Source organism: Mesorhizobium sp. ORS 3428 (genome assembly GCF_001854785.1).
Lineage (GTDB): Bacteria > Pseudomonadota > Alphaproteobacteria > Rhizobiales > Rhizobiaceae > Mesorhizobium.
This window is the reverse complement of record NZ_MDFL01000003.1, coordinates 185,509-201,003: the sequence shown is the minus strand read 5'-3', so window position 1 is coordinate 201,003 and position 15,495 is coordinate 185,509. Positions and strand designations below refer to the sequence as shown.

11 protein-coding genes are annotated in these 15,495 nt (G+C 65.8%); 5 read left to right on the top strand and 6 right to left on the bottom strand.

Annotated elements, in window-relative coordinates; translation table 11 throughout:
• Positions 1 to 160: 160 nt before the first annotated feature.
• Complete coding sequence (locus ORS3428_RS03335; protein WP_071094499.1) at positions 161 to 1,420, bottom strand: ABC transporter substrate-binding protein; 1,260 nt, start codon at positions 1,418 to 1,420, stop codon at positions 161 to 163.
• A 164-nt stretch (positions 1,421 to 1,584) separates the two neighbouring features.
• On the opposite strand from ORS3428_RS03335, the gene ORS3428_RS33180 reads away from it, so the two are divergent.
• The 5 genes from ORS3428_RS33180 to nagA all read left to right on the top strand — a co-directional run bounded on the left by ORS3428_RS33180 (position 1,585) and on the right by nagA (position 5,899).
• Positions 1,585 to 1,905, top strand: coding sequence for a hypothetical protein (locus ORS3428_RS33180; RefSeq protein ID WP_157895912.1), 321 nt, complete (start codon positions 1,585 to 1,587; stop codon positions 1,903 to 1,905).
• A 139-nt stretch (positions 1,906 to 2,044) separates the two neighbouring features.
• On the top strand, positions 2,045 to 2,926 hold the full coding sequence (locus ORS3428_RS03320; RefSeq protein WP_071094493.1) for an N-acetylglucosamine kinase: 882 nt from the start codon (positions 2,045 to 2,047) through the stop codon (positions 2,924 to 2,926).
• Positions 2,923 to 3,702 carry a GntR family transcriptional regulator gene (locus ORS3428_RS03315; RefSeq protein ID WP_071094491.1) on the top strand — a complete coding sequence of 260 codons (780 nt, stop codon included), beginning with the start codon at positions 2,923 to 2,925 and terminating at the stop codon, positions 3,700 to 3,702. Before ORS3428_RS03320 ends, ORS3428_RS03315 begins: the two co-directional genes overlap by 4 nt.
• The gene (locus ORS3428_RS03310; protein WP_071094489.1) at positions 3,699 to 4,730 is read left to right on the top strand and encodes an SIS domain-containing protein; all 1,032 of its coding nucleotides are present in this window, start codon (positions 3,699 to 3,701) and stop codon (positions 4,728 to 4,730) included. The genes ORS3428_RS03315 and ORS3428_RS03310 overlap by 4 nt, the downstream gene beginning before the upstream one ends.
• Positions 4,727 to 5,899, top strand: a complete 1,173-nt coding sequence (nagA, locus tag ORS3428_RS03305; RefSeq protein WP_071094487.1) for an N-acetylglucosamine-6-phosphate deacetylase — start codon at positions 4,727 to 4,729, stop codon at positions 5,897 to 5,899. The genes ORS3428_RS03310 and nagA overlap by 4 nt, the downstream gene beginning before the upstream one ends.
• 127 nt (positions 5,900 to 6,026) lie before the next feature.
• On the opposite strand, the gene ORS3428_RS03300 is transcribed toward nagA, so the two are convergent.
• From ORS3428_RS03300 to ORS3428_RS03280, 5 genes are all read right to left on the bottom strand, one after another.
• Complete coding sequence (locus ORS3428_RS03300; protein ID WP_071094485.1) at positions 6,027 to 7,571, bottom strand: malonate--CoA ligase; 1,545 nt, start codon at positions 7,569 to 7,571, stop codon at positions 6,027 to 6,029.
• A gap of 118 nt (positions 7,572 to 7,689) precedes the next feature.
• Positions 7,690 to 8,433 (bottom strand): GntR family transcriptional regulator, encoded by a 744-nt coding sequence (locus ORS3428_RS03295; protein WP_071094582.1) that lies wholly within the window; start codon positions 8,431 to 8,433, stop codon positions 7,690 to 7,692.
• A 205-nt stretch (positions 8,434 to 8,638) separates the two neighbouring features.
• Positions 8,639 to 9,316, bottom strand: a complete 678-nt coding sequence (rpe, locus tag ORS3428_RS03290) for a ribulose-phosphate 3-epimerase (RefSeq protein WP_071094483.1) — start codon at positions 9,314 to 9,316, stop codon at positions 8,639 to 8,641.
• Between the two features lie 280 nt (positions 9,317 to 9,596).
• On the bottom strand, positions 9,597 to 13,358 hold the full coding sequence (locus tag ORS3428_RS03285; RefSeq protein ID WP_071094481.1) for a DUF7929 domain-containing protein: 3,762 nt from the start codon (positions 13,356 to 13,358) through the stop codon (positions 9,597 to 9,599).
• 10 nt (positions 13,359 to 13,368) lie between these two features.
• Positions 13,369 to 15,348 carry a hypothetical protein gene (locus tag ORS3428_RS03280; RefSeq protein ID WP_108722958.1) on the bottom strand — a complete coding sequence of 660 codons (1,980 nt, stop codon included), beginning with the start codon at positions 15,346 to 15,348 and terminating at the stop codon, positions 13,369 to 13,371.
• Positions 15,349 to 15,495: the final 147 nt, after the last annotated feature.

Below are 15,495 nucleotides of genomic sequence, written 5' to 3'. Positions count from 1 at the left end.
CGGGAGAGGGGGTCGCCAGCGCCGGAGCTTGTCCTTCTCCCCGTACTTTACGGGGAGAAGGTGCCGGCAGGCGGATGAGGGGCGGCGCCGTCGATTGCAGTCGATGCTATCGAAAAACGCAGGGCCGTCCACTGGAACAGCCCTGCCTGTTGCCCGAACCTTACTTCGCCGGCTTGTACCAGCTGTCGAGGCCGTCCTGCAGCTTCTTGGCCGCGGCTTCCGGCGTGTCGGTGCCGTTGATCACGTTGGCCGATTCAACCCAGGTCTCGTTCTCGAGGTTCGGCGTGCCGCGCGACAGGATCTGGTAGGTCGAGCGGATCGTCGACTTGCACTTGCCGCGCCAGGAGACGAATTCCTGCGCCAGCGGGTCTTCCATCTTCACCGGCGTGTTGTTCAGGCTGAAGAAGCCCGGCAGCGCGTTGGCGTAGATGGTTGCGAAGTCCGGCGAGGCGACCCAGGACAGAAACTTCTTGGCCTCCTCCGGATGCTTCGACGCTGCATTCAGGCCCATGCCGATATCGGTATGGTCGGAGATGTAGCAGGTGTCGCCGGCCTTCTGCACCGGTGGCGGGAAGGCGCCCATCTTGAACTGCGCCTGCGTGTTGAACAGGCCGATCTCCCAGGAGCCGGCCGGATAGATGGCGGCGCGGCCGAGCGTGAACAGGTTCTGGCTGTCCGGATAGGTCTGCGCCTCGAAGCCGTCGCCGAGATAGGGCTTCCACTYCGCCAGCTCCTTGTACGGCTCGACCCATTGCGGGTCGGTCAGCTTCTGCTCGCCCTTGATCAGCGCCAGGCGGCCTTCCTCGCCCTTCCAGTAGTTCGGGCCGATGTTCTGGTAGCCCATGGTGGCGGCTTCCCAGWGATCCTTGGTGCCCATCGCCATCGGAATATAGGTGCCGTCGGCCTTGATCTTGTCGAGCACGGCGTAGAACTCGTCCACCGTTGTCGGCACCTTGAGGCCCAGCTTGTCGAAGGCGTCCTTGTTGTAGATGAAGCCGTGGATGACCGAAGCCATCGGCACGCAGAAGCTCGACTTGCCATCATCGGTCTGCCACGCGGCCTTGGCGACAGGCGAGAAATTGTCCATGCCGGGCAGCGAGCTGAGGTCGGCGAGATTGCCCTTCTTGAACAGTTCCAGCGACTTGTCGAACGGCCGGCAGGTGATCAGGTCGCCCGCCGAGCCGGCGGTGAGCTTGGCGCCAAGCGCTGCGTCGTACTCGGTCGGCGCCGAGGGAGCGAACACCACCTTGATGCCGGGGTTCTTGGCCTCGAAGGCCGGGATCAGCTTGTCCTTCCAGATGGTCAGGTCGTCGCCGCRCCAGCTTTCGATGTTGAGCGTGACGTCTTCGGCGAGAGCCATCCCGGTGGTGCCGAGGATGCTCGTGCCGATGAGAAGTGCCGTCAGTAGTTTGGTCGTCATGTCCAGTCTCCCTGTTGACCTTTTTCAGGTTCGGTTCTGATGAGAACAGAGGCTAGCGCCCCTTGCTCCCCTCGATCGCTRAAAGCGCCGGCCTGAGCTTCTGGCCGGCTCCTTTCGCTATCTTCTCGGCCGCATCGGCGTTGGCAGCGCCGTCGGCGAGCAGAATGGCAGTCTTGAAAACGCGGCCGCTCTCTTCGGGCAGGCTCRCCGCGTCGTTCCCGGCCGCTGCGCAGGTGGGCCTGGCGGCCGTCCTCAATTGTCTTGCGATGATTTTCGGCGGCCCCGGCGATCGCCGGAATGGCGCCTTGCACGGACTTCTCGGCCTCGTCCTGGGCGTTGGCCAGGAACGTCAGGATGGCATCACGGGTCTGGACATCCAGCCCCTCGGCGTTCTGACGAAGCGCTTGTCTGCGCGTCTCGGCCATCCATTTTCCTCCAACCAAGCGAACAATACCAAAAAAATACCACTTGTCCAYATCCATTAATGCTTTTCACCTCCGCGAACTGGCTTGCCGGCAAATTTCGATGGTTTTTCAACAAAATACGCCCTGATCTTTTTGAAGCCGAAATTAACGCTTGGCTATTGGTATTTTATTGGTATTATCCCGATCGAGGAGAAATCGCGTGAAATTCGTGCTTGGCATCGATGGCGGCGGCACCAGCTGCAGGGCGGCCCTTGCGACGGTCGACGGCACTGTGGTCGGTCGCGCCAAAAGCGGCGCGGCCAACATCCGCACCGATCTCACCGGCGCCCGCGCCAACATCGTCGACGCGGCAAGGCAGGCTTTCATCGCTGCCGGCCAGGATCCGGAGCTGATCCCGCAGACGCCGGCCATTCTCGGCCTTGCCGGCGCCAATGTCGGCACCTACCGGCAGCAGCTGGAAGCGATCCTGCCCTTCAGCAAAAGCCGCGTCGAAACCGATGCCGAGATCGCGCTCGAAGGCGCGGTCGGCTCGGGCGACGGCGCCATGGCCATCCTCGGCACCGGCACCGCCTATATGGCGCGTAAAAAGGGCAAGTCGCGCGCCATCGGCGGCTGGGGTTTCCAGGTCGGCGATCAGGGCAGCGGCGCCCGCATCGGCCGTGACCTGCTCGAGCAGACGCTGCTCGCCTATGACGGCATCCGCCCGGGCTCGCCGCTGACGGATGCCATGCTCGCCGTCTTCCGCAACAATCCCGAGGATGTCGTCGAGTTCACCACCAATGCCAAGCCCGGCGACTTCGGCGGTTTCGCRCCAAAAGTCTTCGAGCATGCGGAAAAGGGCGATCTCGTCGCCAACTGGATCCTCGACAAGGYGGTTGCCGATGTCGAGGCCTCGCTCGGCGCGCTCGATCTCGCCGACGATGCTCCGCTCTGCCTGCTCGGCGGTCTGGCGCCGCTTTATGCGCCGCGCCTGTCCGCGCGCTACCAGGCGCTGCTGAGGCCGCCGCTCGACGACGCGCTCGGCGGAGCGGTGCAGATGGCCGTGCGCGTCTTCGCCGGCAAGTCGGGGGCTGCCGGATGAGCGCCGCCGACCAGATCTTCGCCATGCTGAAGGAGTCCTCGCAAAGCGGCGCGCCGCTCTACCTGCAGCTCAGGAAGAGCATCGAGGAAGCAGTCAATCGCGGCCTGATCGGTCCGGGCGACGCATTGCCGTCCGAGCGCGACATTGCCAGCAAGGCCGATATCTCGCGCGTCACCGTGCGCAAGGCGGTGCAGGATCTGGTCAAGGGCGGCATCCTCATCCAGCGCCACGGCTCCGGCACCTTCGTCGCGCCGCGCATGGAGCGTGTCGAGCAGTCGTTGTCCAGGCTCACCTCCTTCACCGAGGACATGGCGCGCCGCGGCATGGCCGTGCGCTCGGCCTGGYTCGATCGCGGCCTCTATGCGCCCTCGCCGGACGAGATGATGGTGCTCGGCCTGTCGTCGAATGAGCTCGTGGCGCGCGTCGCGCGCCTGCGCATCGCCAACGACACGCCGCTGGCGATCGAGCGCGCCGCGATTTCGGCGAGCGTGCTTCCCGACCCCGAGGCGGTCGGGTCCTCGCTTTATGCGGCGCTGGAACTGACCGGCAACCGCCCGGTGCGGGCAGTGCAGCGCATCTCGGCCGCCAATCTCGGCGACGGCGACGCGCGCCTGCTGGAAGTGCCGCCGGGGGTTGCCGGCCTGCACATCGAGCGTATTTCCTATCTGGCGAGCGGCAAGGTGATCGAGTTCACCCGCTCGATCTACCGAGGCGACGCCTATGACTTCGTCGCGGAACTCCGGCTGACCGGGCCGGGAGAGGAGAACCGGCCATGAGCGCAAACGCCACCCATATGCGGCGCGAGATCGACGAGATTCCCGAAGCCACTGCCCGTCTGCTCGACGGCTCGGCCAAGGTGCTCGCCGAGGCCGGGCGCGGCCTTCGCGAGCGCGATCCGAATTTCGTCATCACCGTGGCGCGCGGCTCGTCGGACCACGCTGCGACCTTCATGAAATATGCCGTGGAGCTGACCGCCGGGCTCGCCGTCGCTTCGGTCGGCCCATCGATCGCTTCCATCTACGGCGCGAAGCTGAGACTCCGCGGCTYGGCCTGTCTCGCGATCTCGCAGTCCGGCAAGAGCCCCGACATCGTCGCCATGGCTGAAACGGCGCGGGCCGGCGGTGCGCTGACCGTCGCCATCACCAACACCGCCGAGTCGCCGCTGGCGCGCGCCTCCGACTATGCCGTCGACATTCTCGCCGGACCGGAACGCAGCGTCGCGGCCACCAAGACCTTCGTCAATTCCGCCGTCGCCGCTCTGGCGCTGATGGCGCACAGCACCGGCGACCAGACGCTGCTTGCCGCACTTGCTCGCCTGCCGGAACATTTCAGCAAGGCGATCGGCAGTGACTGGATGGGGCTGGCAGCGGCGCTCGAGACGCCGCAGTCGCTGTTCATCCTCGGCCGTGGCCCGTCCTTCGCCATCGCCAGCGAGGCGGCGCTGAAGTTCAAGGAAACCTGCGCCATGCATGCCGAGGCCTATAGCGCCGCCGAGGTCATGCACGGGCCGCTGGCGCTGGTCGGGCCGGGCTTTCCGGTCCTTGCGCTCGCCGCCCGCGACGCCTCCGAGCCCTCGGTGGYCGAGGCCGCCGACGGCGTTGCGGCCAAGGGTGCTGCCGCCTTCRTCACCTCCGACAAGGCAAAGAGCGCGAGGCTRCTGCCGCATGTCGCGACCGGCCATCCGCTGACCGACCCGCTGCCGCTGATCGTGTCCTTCTACGGCTTCGTCGAGGCCTTCGCCCGCCATCGCGGTCTCGACCCAGACACGCCGCGCAACCTGCGCAAGGTCACGGAAACCGTATGAGCGACCGTTTCGCCCTCACCGGCGCCCGCATCTTCGACGGCGCCGACTGGCATGACAATGCGGCCCTCGTCGTCAGGGACGGGCTTGTCGAAGCCATTCTGCCTGATGGCGCCGTTCCGTCCGGCGTATCCCGGGTCGAGACCGGTGGCGGCCTGCTGGTCCCTGGCTTCGTCGACATCCAGGTCAATGGCGGGGGCGGCGTCATGCTCAACGACCACCCCGATGTCGCCTCGATCGAAACCATCTGCCGGGCGCACGCGCCCTTCGGCACCACGGCGCTGCTGCCGACACTGATCACCGATACGCCGGCGATCACCGCCGCGGCTGTCGCCGCCGGTGCCGAGGCCGCCCGGAAAAACGTCCCGGGTTTTCTTGGCCTGCATCTTGAAGGCCCGCATCTTTCGATCGCGCGCAAGGGCGCGCATGACCCGGCCCTCATCCGGCCGATGACGGACGCCGACCAAGCGGCGCTGATCGCGGCGCGGCAGGACCTGYCGGTGCTGCTCACCACGATTGCGCCGGAATCGGTCGAGCCGGGCCGTGTCGCGGCGCTGGCCAAGGCCGGCATCATCGTCAGCCTCGGCCATTCCGACACCGGCTATGCCACGGCAATCGCCTATGCCGAGGCCGGCGCGACGGTCGTCACCCACCTCTTCAACGCCATGAGCCAGATCGGCAATCGCGAGCCGGGGCTGGCCGGAGCGGCCGTCGACACGGGCAGCCTCTACGCCGGCCTCATCGCCGACGGCATCCATGTCCATCCCGGCACCATGACGCTTGCGCTGCGCGCCAAGAAGGGCCCAGGCAAGATCCTGCTGGTCACCGACGCCATGGCGACGATCGGCACCGACATGACCTCCTTCACGCTCAACGGCCGCACCATCTACCGCAAGGACGGGAGTCTTCGGCTTGCCGACGGCACGCTGGCCGGCGCCGATCTCGACATGATCTCCGCCGTTCRCTTCGTCCATCGCGTCGTCGGGCTCGATCTCGACGAGGCCCTGCGCATGGCCTCGCTCTATCCCGCCGAGGCGATCGGCCAGGCACACCGGCTCGGCCGCTTCGCCAACGGCACCGCCGCYGACATCCTCGGCCTGTCGCAGGATTTGACGGTCAAGAATGTGTGGATCGGCGGCGAGAATGCTTTCGCTTCGTCATCCTCGGGCTGACCCGACGATCCATTCCGTGACGTCTGTCGTGGAGCGCAACGGTGCAGAATTCTGTAACGGCTGCAACGCTCAGCGTAACGGGATGGATCCTAGGGTCTGCGCGCGTCGCTGCGCTCCTTGCTTCGCCCTAGGATGACGACGCGGCATTATTAGCCGGCTTACCGGCGTAAACATCCTTATACGCCTCGCGCAAAACGTTCTTCTGCACTTTGCCCATCGTGTTGCGCGGCAATTCGTCGACGAAGATCACCTGTTTCGGATGCTTGTATTTCRCCAGCCGCCCGGCGATCGCGCCGGCAATRTCGGCGGCGCTGATCGCCGATYCCGGCTTGCGCACCACCACCGCAGTGACGCCTTCGCCGAAATCCGGATGGGCGACGCCGATCACAGCGCTTTCGCTGATGCCGGGGAGCGCGTCGATCTCGCTCTCGATCTCCTTCGGATAGACGTTGTAGCCGCCCGTGATGATCAGGTCCTTGCCGCGGCCGACGATATGGACATAGCCGTCGGCGTCGATCAGGCCGAGATCGCCGGTGATGAAGAAGCCATCGCCGCGGAACTCGGCCTTCGTCTTCTCCGGCATCCGCCAATAGCCGGCAAACACGTTCGGTCCCTTCACCTCGATCATGCCGATCTCGCTCTGCRCCAGCGGCTTGGCGGTCTCGGGATCGGTTATGCGCAAGGACACGCCAGGCAAGGGAAAACCGACCGTGCCGGCGCGCCGCTCGCCGTCATAGGGGTTGGAGGTGTTCATGTTGGTTTCGGTCATGCCATAGCGCTCGAGGATGGCGTGGCCGGTGCGATCGCGCCATGCATTGTGCGTCTCGGCCAGCAGCGGCGCCGAGCCCGAGATGAAGAGCCGCATGTGYCTGGCCGCGTCCCTCGTCAGGCCCTCCTGCTGCAAGAGCCGCACATAGAAGGTCGGCACGCCCATCAGCGCGGTCGCGTGGGGCAAAAGCGAAATGACACGGCCCGGATCGAACTTCTGCTCGAACAACATTCTGGCGCCGGCCATCAGGATGACATTGGTGGYGACGAACAGGCCATGTGTGTGGAAGATCGGCAGCGCATGGATCAGCACGTCGTCGTGGCTGAAGCGCCAATGCTCGACCAGCACGCGCGCATTGGAGGCGAGGTTCTCGTGGCTTAGCATGGCGCCCTTGGAGCGGCYGGTCGTGCCCGAGGTGTAGAGGATCGCTGCAAGGTCATTCGGGCCGCGCGCGACATCCGCAAAATCCGCCGGCTGCGACGCGGCGCAGTCCGCGAGCGTGCCTCGTCCGTCGCGGCCTAGTGTCAGTGTCGCGGCGCCCGCCGAAGCAGCCAGCGACGTGATATCGGCGGCCTTTTCCGGATCGCACACGACCAGTCGCGGTTCCGCGTCGCGGAAGAAATAGTCGAGCTCCGGCAGCGTGTAGGCCGTATTGAGCGGCAGGAAGATGGCGCCGGCACGCAAGGTCGCGAGATAGAGGATCAAGGCTTCCGGCGTCTTCTCCACCTGCACGGCAACGCGATCGCCGGGCTGGACGCCCGCCGCGACAAGCGCCTGCGCATATTGCCCGGAGCGCGCCAGCATATCGCCATAGGAAATCGAACGCCCGTCATCCGTCTCCATCAGCACGCGGCTAGGAGCCGGCATGCGGGCGCGAAAGGCGTCGAACAGGTGATTGGTCATGGCCTTCCTCGGGCGTCGAATGCTCGCCAGCGAATATCAGAATTGCTGGCTAGGGCAATTCCTGGGAAAGCGCGTGGCGGTTTTCCCTACGAATTGCCTAAAACAAATGTTGGGGCAGCTATTTGCGGGTGCGCGAGGCCTTGCCTGAACGACCCCCCGGACCCTCGCCCTGGTTAAGGCGTGCCATGCACATCTCCGCCGTCAGCCGGTAGTGACTAAGCAAGGCTTCGACCGCGCCGTCGGCGTCGCCGTCCAGCGTTCGCTCGGCAATCGTCCGGTGCTCGCCGAGGTCGTCGCGTTCGGATCCCGATCCGCGCTGCGAGATCACCCGGTAGCGGGAAGCCTGGTCGGACAGCTGGTCGCAAAAGCCGATCAGYCAATGCGACCGGCACGCCGCAATCAGCGCACGATGAAAGGCACGGTGCAGCTTCTCCCATTCCGGATTGTTGGTTGTGGGGTCGTCGGGCCGGCGCCGCTCGGCACGCGCTAGCCGGTGCAGGGCAAGCACCAGCCGTTCTTCCCATTCGGCTGTGCGATGGGCGATGGATTCGCGCAATGCGCGTTCTTCCAGCCAGCAGCGCGTGCGGGTCAGCTCTTCGAGCTCCGCCGCGCTCACCGGCATCAGGAAGAAGCCCCGCTGGTCGTGGCGGCCGAGCAAACCCTCTGCGGCAAGGCGGTTAAGCGCCTCTCGCACCGGCGAGGCGCCCGCGCCGTAGCGGGAAACGACCCATTCGACACGCAGCTTCCCTTCGGCTTCCAGGGCTCCTCGCAGCAAATCCTCGCGGAGCTGGTGATAGACCGCACTGGCCAGCGTGCTCTTGGCACCCTTGCCTTCGCCCGAATCGGCGCGTCCGTATGTCAATTGCACTCCTGTTGCTTGCCCCTGTCTGCCAGGGTCCCTCGACCAAGCAATCGTCCGCGCATGTATCATACAGCTGGGCACTGCGGCCTCAAGCGATATTCGACTTTAAGACAAACAGGCGATCTATTATCGAGTAAGATAAATCCGCTCAGCAAAAGCTGAGGTTCAAACCGCAACTTCCGCTAGAAAATGCCGCCGCCGCGTATTAGTTGGCGGCCTCGTCGGCCGCCGAGCGGATCGCCTCGAGATTTGCCCGGTAGGCTTCGACGCTGCCGCCCTTGAAGACAGCCGCGCCCGCCACCAGCACGTCGGCGCCCGCGGCCGTCACCAGCGGTGCTGTTTCCGGCGAGACGCCACCATCGATCTCGATGCGGATCGGGCGGTTGCCGATCAGCGCCTTTACCCGTCTCACCTTGTCGACAATGGCCGGAATGAACGCCTGGCCGCCGAACCCGGGATTGACGGTCATGATGAGGATGAGGTCCAGCCGGTCGAGCACATATTCGATCGCCGTTTCCGGAGTTGCCGGGTTGAGCGAGACGCCGGCCTTCTTGCCGAGACTCCTGATGGTCTGCAGCGAACGGTCGAGATGCGGGCCGGCCTCGGCATGCACGGTCATACCGTCGCAGCCGGCCTCGGCGAAGGCTGCGAGGTAGGGATCCACCGGCGCGATCATCAGATGGCAGTCGAAGAAGGCCTTGGTGYGGTTGCGGATCGCCTTGATAACCGGGGGGCCGAAGGTGATGTTGGGGACGAAATGACCATCCATCACGTCGAGATGGATCCAGTCGGCGCCGGCCGCCGCGACCGCCTCGACCTCGTCGCCGAGCTTCGAGAAATCCGACGCCAGCACCGATGGCGCGATCAGGGTCTTCTTGCTCATGATGCTGCCTTTCCGTGCCTTGCTTTCCAGACTCTACATCAGGATCGACTGACTAAAGCATGTCGCCCAAAGCGCGCAGCGTTCTGGGAGAAGGACATRCATAGAGTTAAAGCGCGTCGCCTGAATCCGTTTCAGCGCGACGCGCTTTAAAGCATTTCGCAGCCAAATGGAATCATTTGACTTCGGTGCAAATTCCGCAAGAAGACGGCCGCCGACAAGGCTGGAGACGGCCAGGACCCGCCGGATCGTTCCGGCGGGTCCTGGTCTTCACCAGTCCGGATTACGGCTTGAAGTTCTGGATGTTGGCGCCTGACGGGTCCTGTAGCATTCGCCGCGGCTGGCGTTGCGGCACCAGCTGCTGCAGCACATCCGGATTGAGCAGCAGGCCGGGGTTGATCTGGATGCCAGGCTGCTGGCGGATCGGCATGCAGTCCGGGAACTGTCCGGTGGTTCCGACCGGGCAGCGCCGCCTGAGGAAGACCGGCTGGCAATGTCCATTGATGTACTCCGCGCCCGGTGCGCATTCGGCCTGCGCMCGGCGGCAGGCGCCGTTGCGGACTTCGGTGCCACGCGGGCAGACGCAGTCGCCCCGCTTGTTGTGGACCTGGCCGCGAATGGTGCACGCCTCCTGCGTCTGCTTCGGCGGCCGGCAGGCCTTGCCGCGCACCTCCAGGCCCTCCGGGCAGGTGCAGTTGCCGTTGGCGTCGCGCAGCTGGCCGCGGATCGGGCACTGCTTGCTCCGGATTGGCCGGCAGGCGTTGCCCCGCACCTCCATGCCGCTCGGGCAGACGCAATCTCCTTCGCTATTGCGGATCTGGCCGCGGATGCGGCACTGGCTCGGCGGTTGCCTGTCGGGCACGCAGGCCTTGGCCACCCGGTCGAGATGCGTGCCGTCCGGGCAGGCGCAGCCATTGCCGTCCGGTGTCGGTACCGACCCACGGATGGTGCATGTCGGCAGCGGCTGGAGGTTGGGCACGCACCGGCCGTTTTCCAGCTCGGTGCCGCGCGGGCAGACGCAGCGGCCGTCCTCGGTCCGGACCTGGCCCTTGAGCAGGACGCAGCGTGGCACCGGAAGYGGCAAGAGCTTGGTGCCGCCGCCGGGCGAGCACTGGCCATTGCGGAAGGTGGTGCCGTCCGGGCAGGCRCAGCGGCCGGCCGAGTTGAGCACCATGCCGCCCGAGCACTGGTTCTTCACCTCACGCCTGATGGTGAAGGGATGGCACGCATAGGCCTTGCCGCGGTCGCCCTGAGCATTGGTCGGAGCGCGCGACAGCATATCGCCGCCTCCCTGCACCGGGGTGTTCGGTGAGAGCACGCCGACGCAGTTCTGTCCGCTGGCTGTGYCCTGCAGACTGGCAAGCCGCCCATTGTTGGGGAGGGTGACGGTGACATGGTGCGTGTGGCTTTCGCCGGCGCCCAGCGTCAAGTTGGCGATGYAGGATGCCGGCAGCGTCGTCGGCTCAGGCGAGCAGCCGAAGGGCGGATGGACCGAGGTGATCTGAACGCCTTCCACCCTGCCGATGCCGTCGATGCCGATCGCATCGCCGATGCGGACCGGGCCGGAGAAGGCGTTCGGGCCGTCATTCGCGATAGTGATCTCGAACGAGCAGGGCTGGCCCGGCTGGCATTCGGCATCGCCGGTTTTCTCGACGCGGAGGGTGGAAGTGCTGCCGCCCTTCGCGCAAGCCTGGCCGATCGGATAGACAATGTCGTCTCCCGGCGCCGGGCCGTAAGAGCCGCGCGCGCAGTTCTCGAATGCGCCATTGGCGCTCACCGTCACATCGAAGTGCCGGCTCGTTCCGGGCGTCATCGCGGCGCCAGGGATCTGGCACGACAGCGTGCTGGCAGGCACTGGCCCGCAGCTCCAGTCGGCGCCGTCGGGCGTCACAGTCTGGATCGCAACCGGCGCGCCGCCCGACATCAGTGAGGCGGCGTCATTGACCCGCACCGAACCAGTGGGAGYGGCAGTGCCGGCGTTGGTGACGGTGATGCGRCAGGACACGAAAGCCGCGCCGGCCAGCGAGCCCTCGCATGCCTTGCTGATGCTGAGGCCGGGCTGGCCGCCAGGATGGCGGAAGCGTTCAGTCGCGCAGGCCCTGTTGTTGGCGAGGTCGACCTCACCGGGGATGGCCCTCACCTCGGCGCAGTTCTCCACCATGTCCGGCCGGTAATTCGCCGGCATCTCCGCCTTGACCACGATCGGCGTCGACGCGCCCGCAGGCAACGAGATGCCGRCATTGTCGCAGCGGAACTGGCCGGGGCCGCTCGGGCCGCAGGTCCAGGGCGGGCTCGGTCCGAAGGTCGAGGAGGTCGGCGCGCCGCCCGGATAGCTGTCGATCACCGTCAGCGGCCCATGATAGGTGTCCGTGCCGTTGTTGATGATGTCGATCACGAAAGTACAGATGCCGTCCGGGGTGCAGACCGGGACGCGGGCGCGCTTCTTCAGGATCAGGTCGACCTTCTTCTCGATCGGGGGCTGGCACTGCGGGTCGCGATCGCCGCGACGGCAGATCGGGATCGAGGCGCAGCCGCGATCATTCTGCTGGCTGCCGAACAGCGGCTTGCCGCTCGCCTGATAGTCATAGGCGGCGCAGTTGCGCAGCACACCGCCCTGCCAGCCGCCGGCCGGCTTGAAGCCGAGCTTGAGGTCGATCGAAGCGCCAGGGTTGAGGGTCGTCACCGGGTAGGTGCAGGTCATCGGCGTCGTCCCGGGCGCGCAGACCCAGGGCGGGTTCGGCCCCGAGGACAACGCCGAGCCGGAAGGCAGCGTCACCTCGTCGAGCACGATCTTGCCGTTGTAGGGCGCGTCGCCGACATTGCCGACGGTRATGGTGAAGTCGCARCCGCCGGCCATCGTGCAGCGCGGCACGGCGGCATGCTTCTCCACCTTGAGGTCCGGTTCCTTTTCCTTGGGCGGGCACTTCAAGTCGCGCGGAATGACGATGTCGATCGTCTGCGTGCAGCACAGTCCCCAGCCCTCCTTCGGTCCGGCATAGGTGTCGATGCCGGTGACGACGAGGTGAATGGTCTCGCCGGGCGAGGCACCGATGATCTTCCAGTTGAGCACACCRCCGCCGGCAGGCACCTGCTGCGTGTCGGGAGCGATGGTGATGCCGGGCGTCGTGGTCGACAGCTGCACCCATTTGCCRCCCATCTCCGGGCCGACCGGCATGTGGTAGATGAAGGCGCCGCCGCCGGGCACGCAGTCGACCGTGCCGCGCTCGACCTTGAAGCACTCCTTGCTGGGAGGCGGCGGCGGGTTGCACTTGCTCGGGTCGATCTTGATCGAGGTCTTCACGCCGGTCAGGAAATCGCCGTCGTCGGGCTTGTCCGGATCCTGCGAGGGGATCGTGATTGCGGCACCGCCCCTGAAGGCCACCTTCATCCCGCCCTGGTTGTCGACCGTCGCCGGTGTCGGAAAGGCCGCGTGGTCTATCTTGGCGGTGATCCGGAAGGTGACGACGCGTTCGTTCGCGGCGCCGGCGCCGTCGAGATTGGACGCGCTGATCCGGAAATTGGCGATGCTGGCCGTATCGTTCGGACCGGCTAATGTGCTGATCGAAGCAGTGGGCAGCGCCCCGCCGGAGGCGCTCGTGCCGTCGCCGGCGACATCGACGCTAACGATCTGCAAGCCATGCGGCAGCTGGTCCTTGAAGTCGAGCCTTGTTGCTTTCAGCAGTGCGGCCACGCTTGGCCTGTCGAAGTCATTCGGGTCGCCGCGGACGCCGAAGCTCAGGACATATTCGACGGAGTCGCAGCTCTTCTGGCCGCCACTTTTGGTGAAAAAGKGCACGATCCGTTCGAGTTCCGGGTTGATGCCGCGCGGTTTGTCGAGTTCGGGAGTGGATTCCGGCTCGGTGGCCTGGGCGATCGTGGCAGGCGCCGTGTCTTCGGCGCGCGCCGGCAATGCCGGCATCATGGCGACCGCGATACCGGCCGCCATCAGCCAGCGCGCACCGCGCCTGGTGCATGACAAGGGTTTCAGGATCGTCTTCATCACGGCGGTGCTCGAAGCGAAGCGGAGAAGGGCGAGACTGTTCATCTGCCCCTCCTCAGCGCTCGCACTCGACGGCTGGCGTTCTGAGCGGCAGCGTCATCTTGCAGCAAGGGTAATAGCCGCCCTTGTCCTGATCGGATTTGCGGTAGAAGCAGAGCCCGACATTGACGGTCTCGCCCGGATTATGGCCGGTGATGTCGATCCTGTAGGGCTTGCCCGCCGCATGCGACATGGGTGAGGTCACCTCGACGCCAGGCGTCTTGGACTGAGCCTTGATCGAATCGCCGCCGAAGCCGGCATGGTCATTGAGATAAAGATCGGCCTGAAGTCCGCGGGGCGTGCAGAAATACTGGACGTGCTCGACGTCGAGGCAGGGAGGCAGGTTGCCCGGAGGCGGGAAGTCCGGCGGATAGAAGGGAGGCAGGTAGCCGCCGCCGGGGATTTCCTCATAGTAGCCGGCGCGGCCCTCGCAGGGGCGCCAGACCCTGACATCGCCGACATGGCCTTGGACATCCGGATCCTCGAAATAGCCGTCGAAATCGACGAACCAGGAGCCGAAGGGCGGCACGTTGGCGGGCTCGACCAGCGCTCTCGGCGTCAGCTGCACGCCATGCACGGCGAGCGGTCCGCCGGCGGCGAGCCGCTCGCCAAGCCCGGGATTGTCGCGCAACTTGTCACCGGTGTTGACGACCGTGCCGGTGCACACGCCTGTGTCGAGATTGCCTTCGGCACCGTAGCCATATTGCAGGTCGACGCCGCCGGCCGACTGGCGATTGCCCTGCGGGAAGCCGACTGCGTATTCCTGCGGCACCTCCACCCAAACCGATTCCGTTGCCGGATCGTCCGGTTCCTCGCGCCGGTAGCGGATCAGCTCGCCTTCGCCGGAATCGGCGAAGCGGCTGTAATCGTAGCGGTTCTCAACCGGGCCGCGCTGGGCGAGATACATGAAGCCCTTGTTGTCGAAGGCGATGTCGGTGACGGCGTAGTCCTTGTCGGCCTGGACCGTCAGCTCCCAACGAGGATCGCCGGCAAAGCTTCCGTCGCTCGCAATGCCGACCGACCAGATATCGGCCTTCTCGCCGACGGAATAGTAGAGCCGCCCGCCATGATAGGCGACAGCCCAGACGCGCCGCTCGTCCTGCGTGTAGCCCCAGGTCTTGGGGTCTTCGCTGTCGAAGGCAGCACCCTGGATGTCCATGACGGCGCCGTCATCGGCGATCGGCGCGAGCCCATGCGCCGGGCGCCCGGCGACGCCATGGTCGAAGCTGTCGATCAGATTGCCCTCGATATCGATGCGGTGAATCAGCCCGGTGTCGAGATCCGAAGCGAAGAACTCGCGATGGTTCGGATCGAAGGCGAGGTTGCCGATGCCCGGGCCGCTGTTGCTGTCGATGTCGGCAAATTTYGAGACGGCGCCCGTGATGCCGTCGATCTTCCAGATCGTGCCCGGACCACCGCCATTCTCAGTGCCGAACTGCCYGTCCATGAAGACAGCGCCCGCGGTGCCGTGGCGCTGCCGCTCCGGGCGTCCGTCATTGTCGGCGTCCGGCGTGACGATCTCGATGCCGTGCAGCGAGGTCGCGGCCGCGTAAAGGTTGGGAATCCCCGAGGGCACCCCGTCGCGCACGCCGTCGTCATAGGTGAGACCGAACACCTCGCCGATCTGGCCGGCCGTCACCTCGAAGGGCGGCCGCGTGTAGACGAGCTGCCCGGACGCCGGGCCGCCAAGGTGCGAAACGTCGAAAATGCGCAACGAGGCGCGCGACGTGTCGATGAAGGTTTTGTCGACCGGGTCGACGCCTGGCGGCAGGCCCCCTTTGGAATCGGGAGAGTCGAAATCGGGGATAGTCGTACCGGGGAAGCCGGTCACCGCCATCGAGCCGGGATGGATTATCTGCGTTTCCTGGGCCTTTGCCACGCCGCCCAGCCAGAGGCCGGCGGACAGCGCCAGGGCAACAATTCCGCTGATCGTCTTCAATGTGCGGCGCAGACACCCGGCGCGAGAGGCCACGAACGAGCCGCGGTCGCAAGACATTGAACTCCCCCCGAGGCCGCCGCAAGGATCATCCGTTTTCKCCGCGCAAACCAGGGCAAGGCGCAGCGCTCCGGCTCGTTCGTCCCTGATCGAATTGTCCGTTTTCCGCGCGGCGACGATACGCCGGCTCCTGGGCAGGGTCAACGG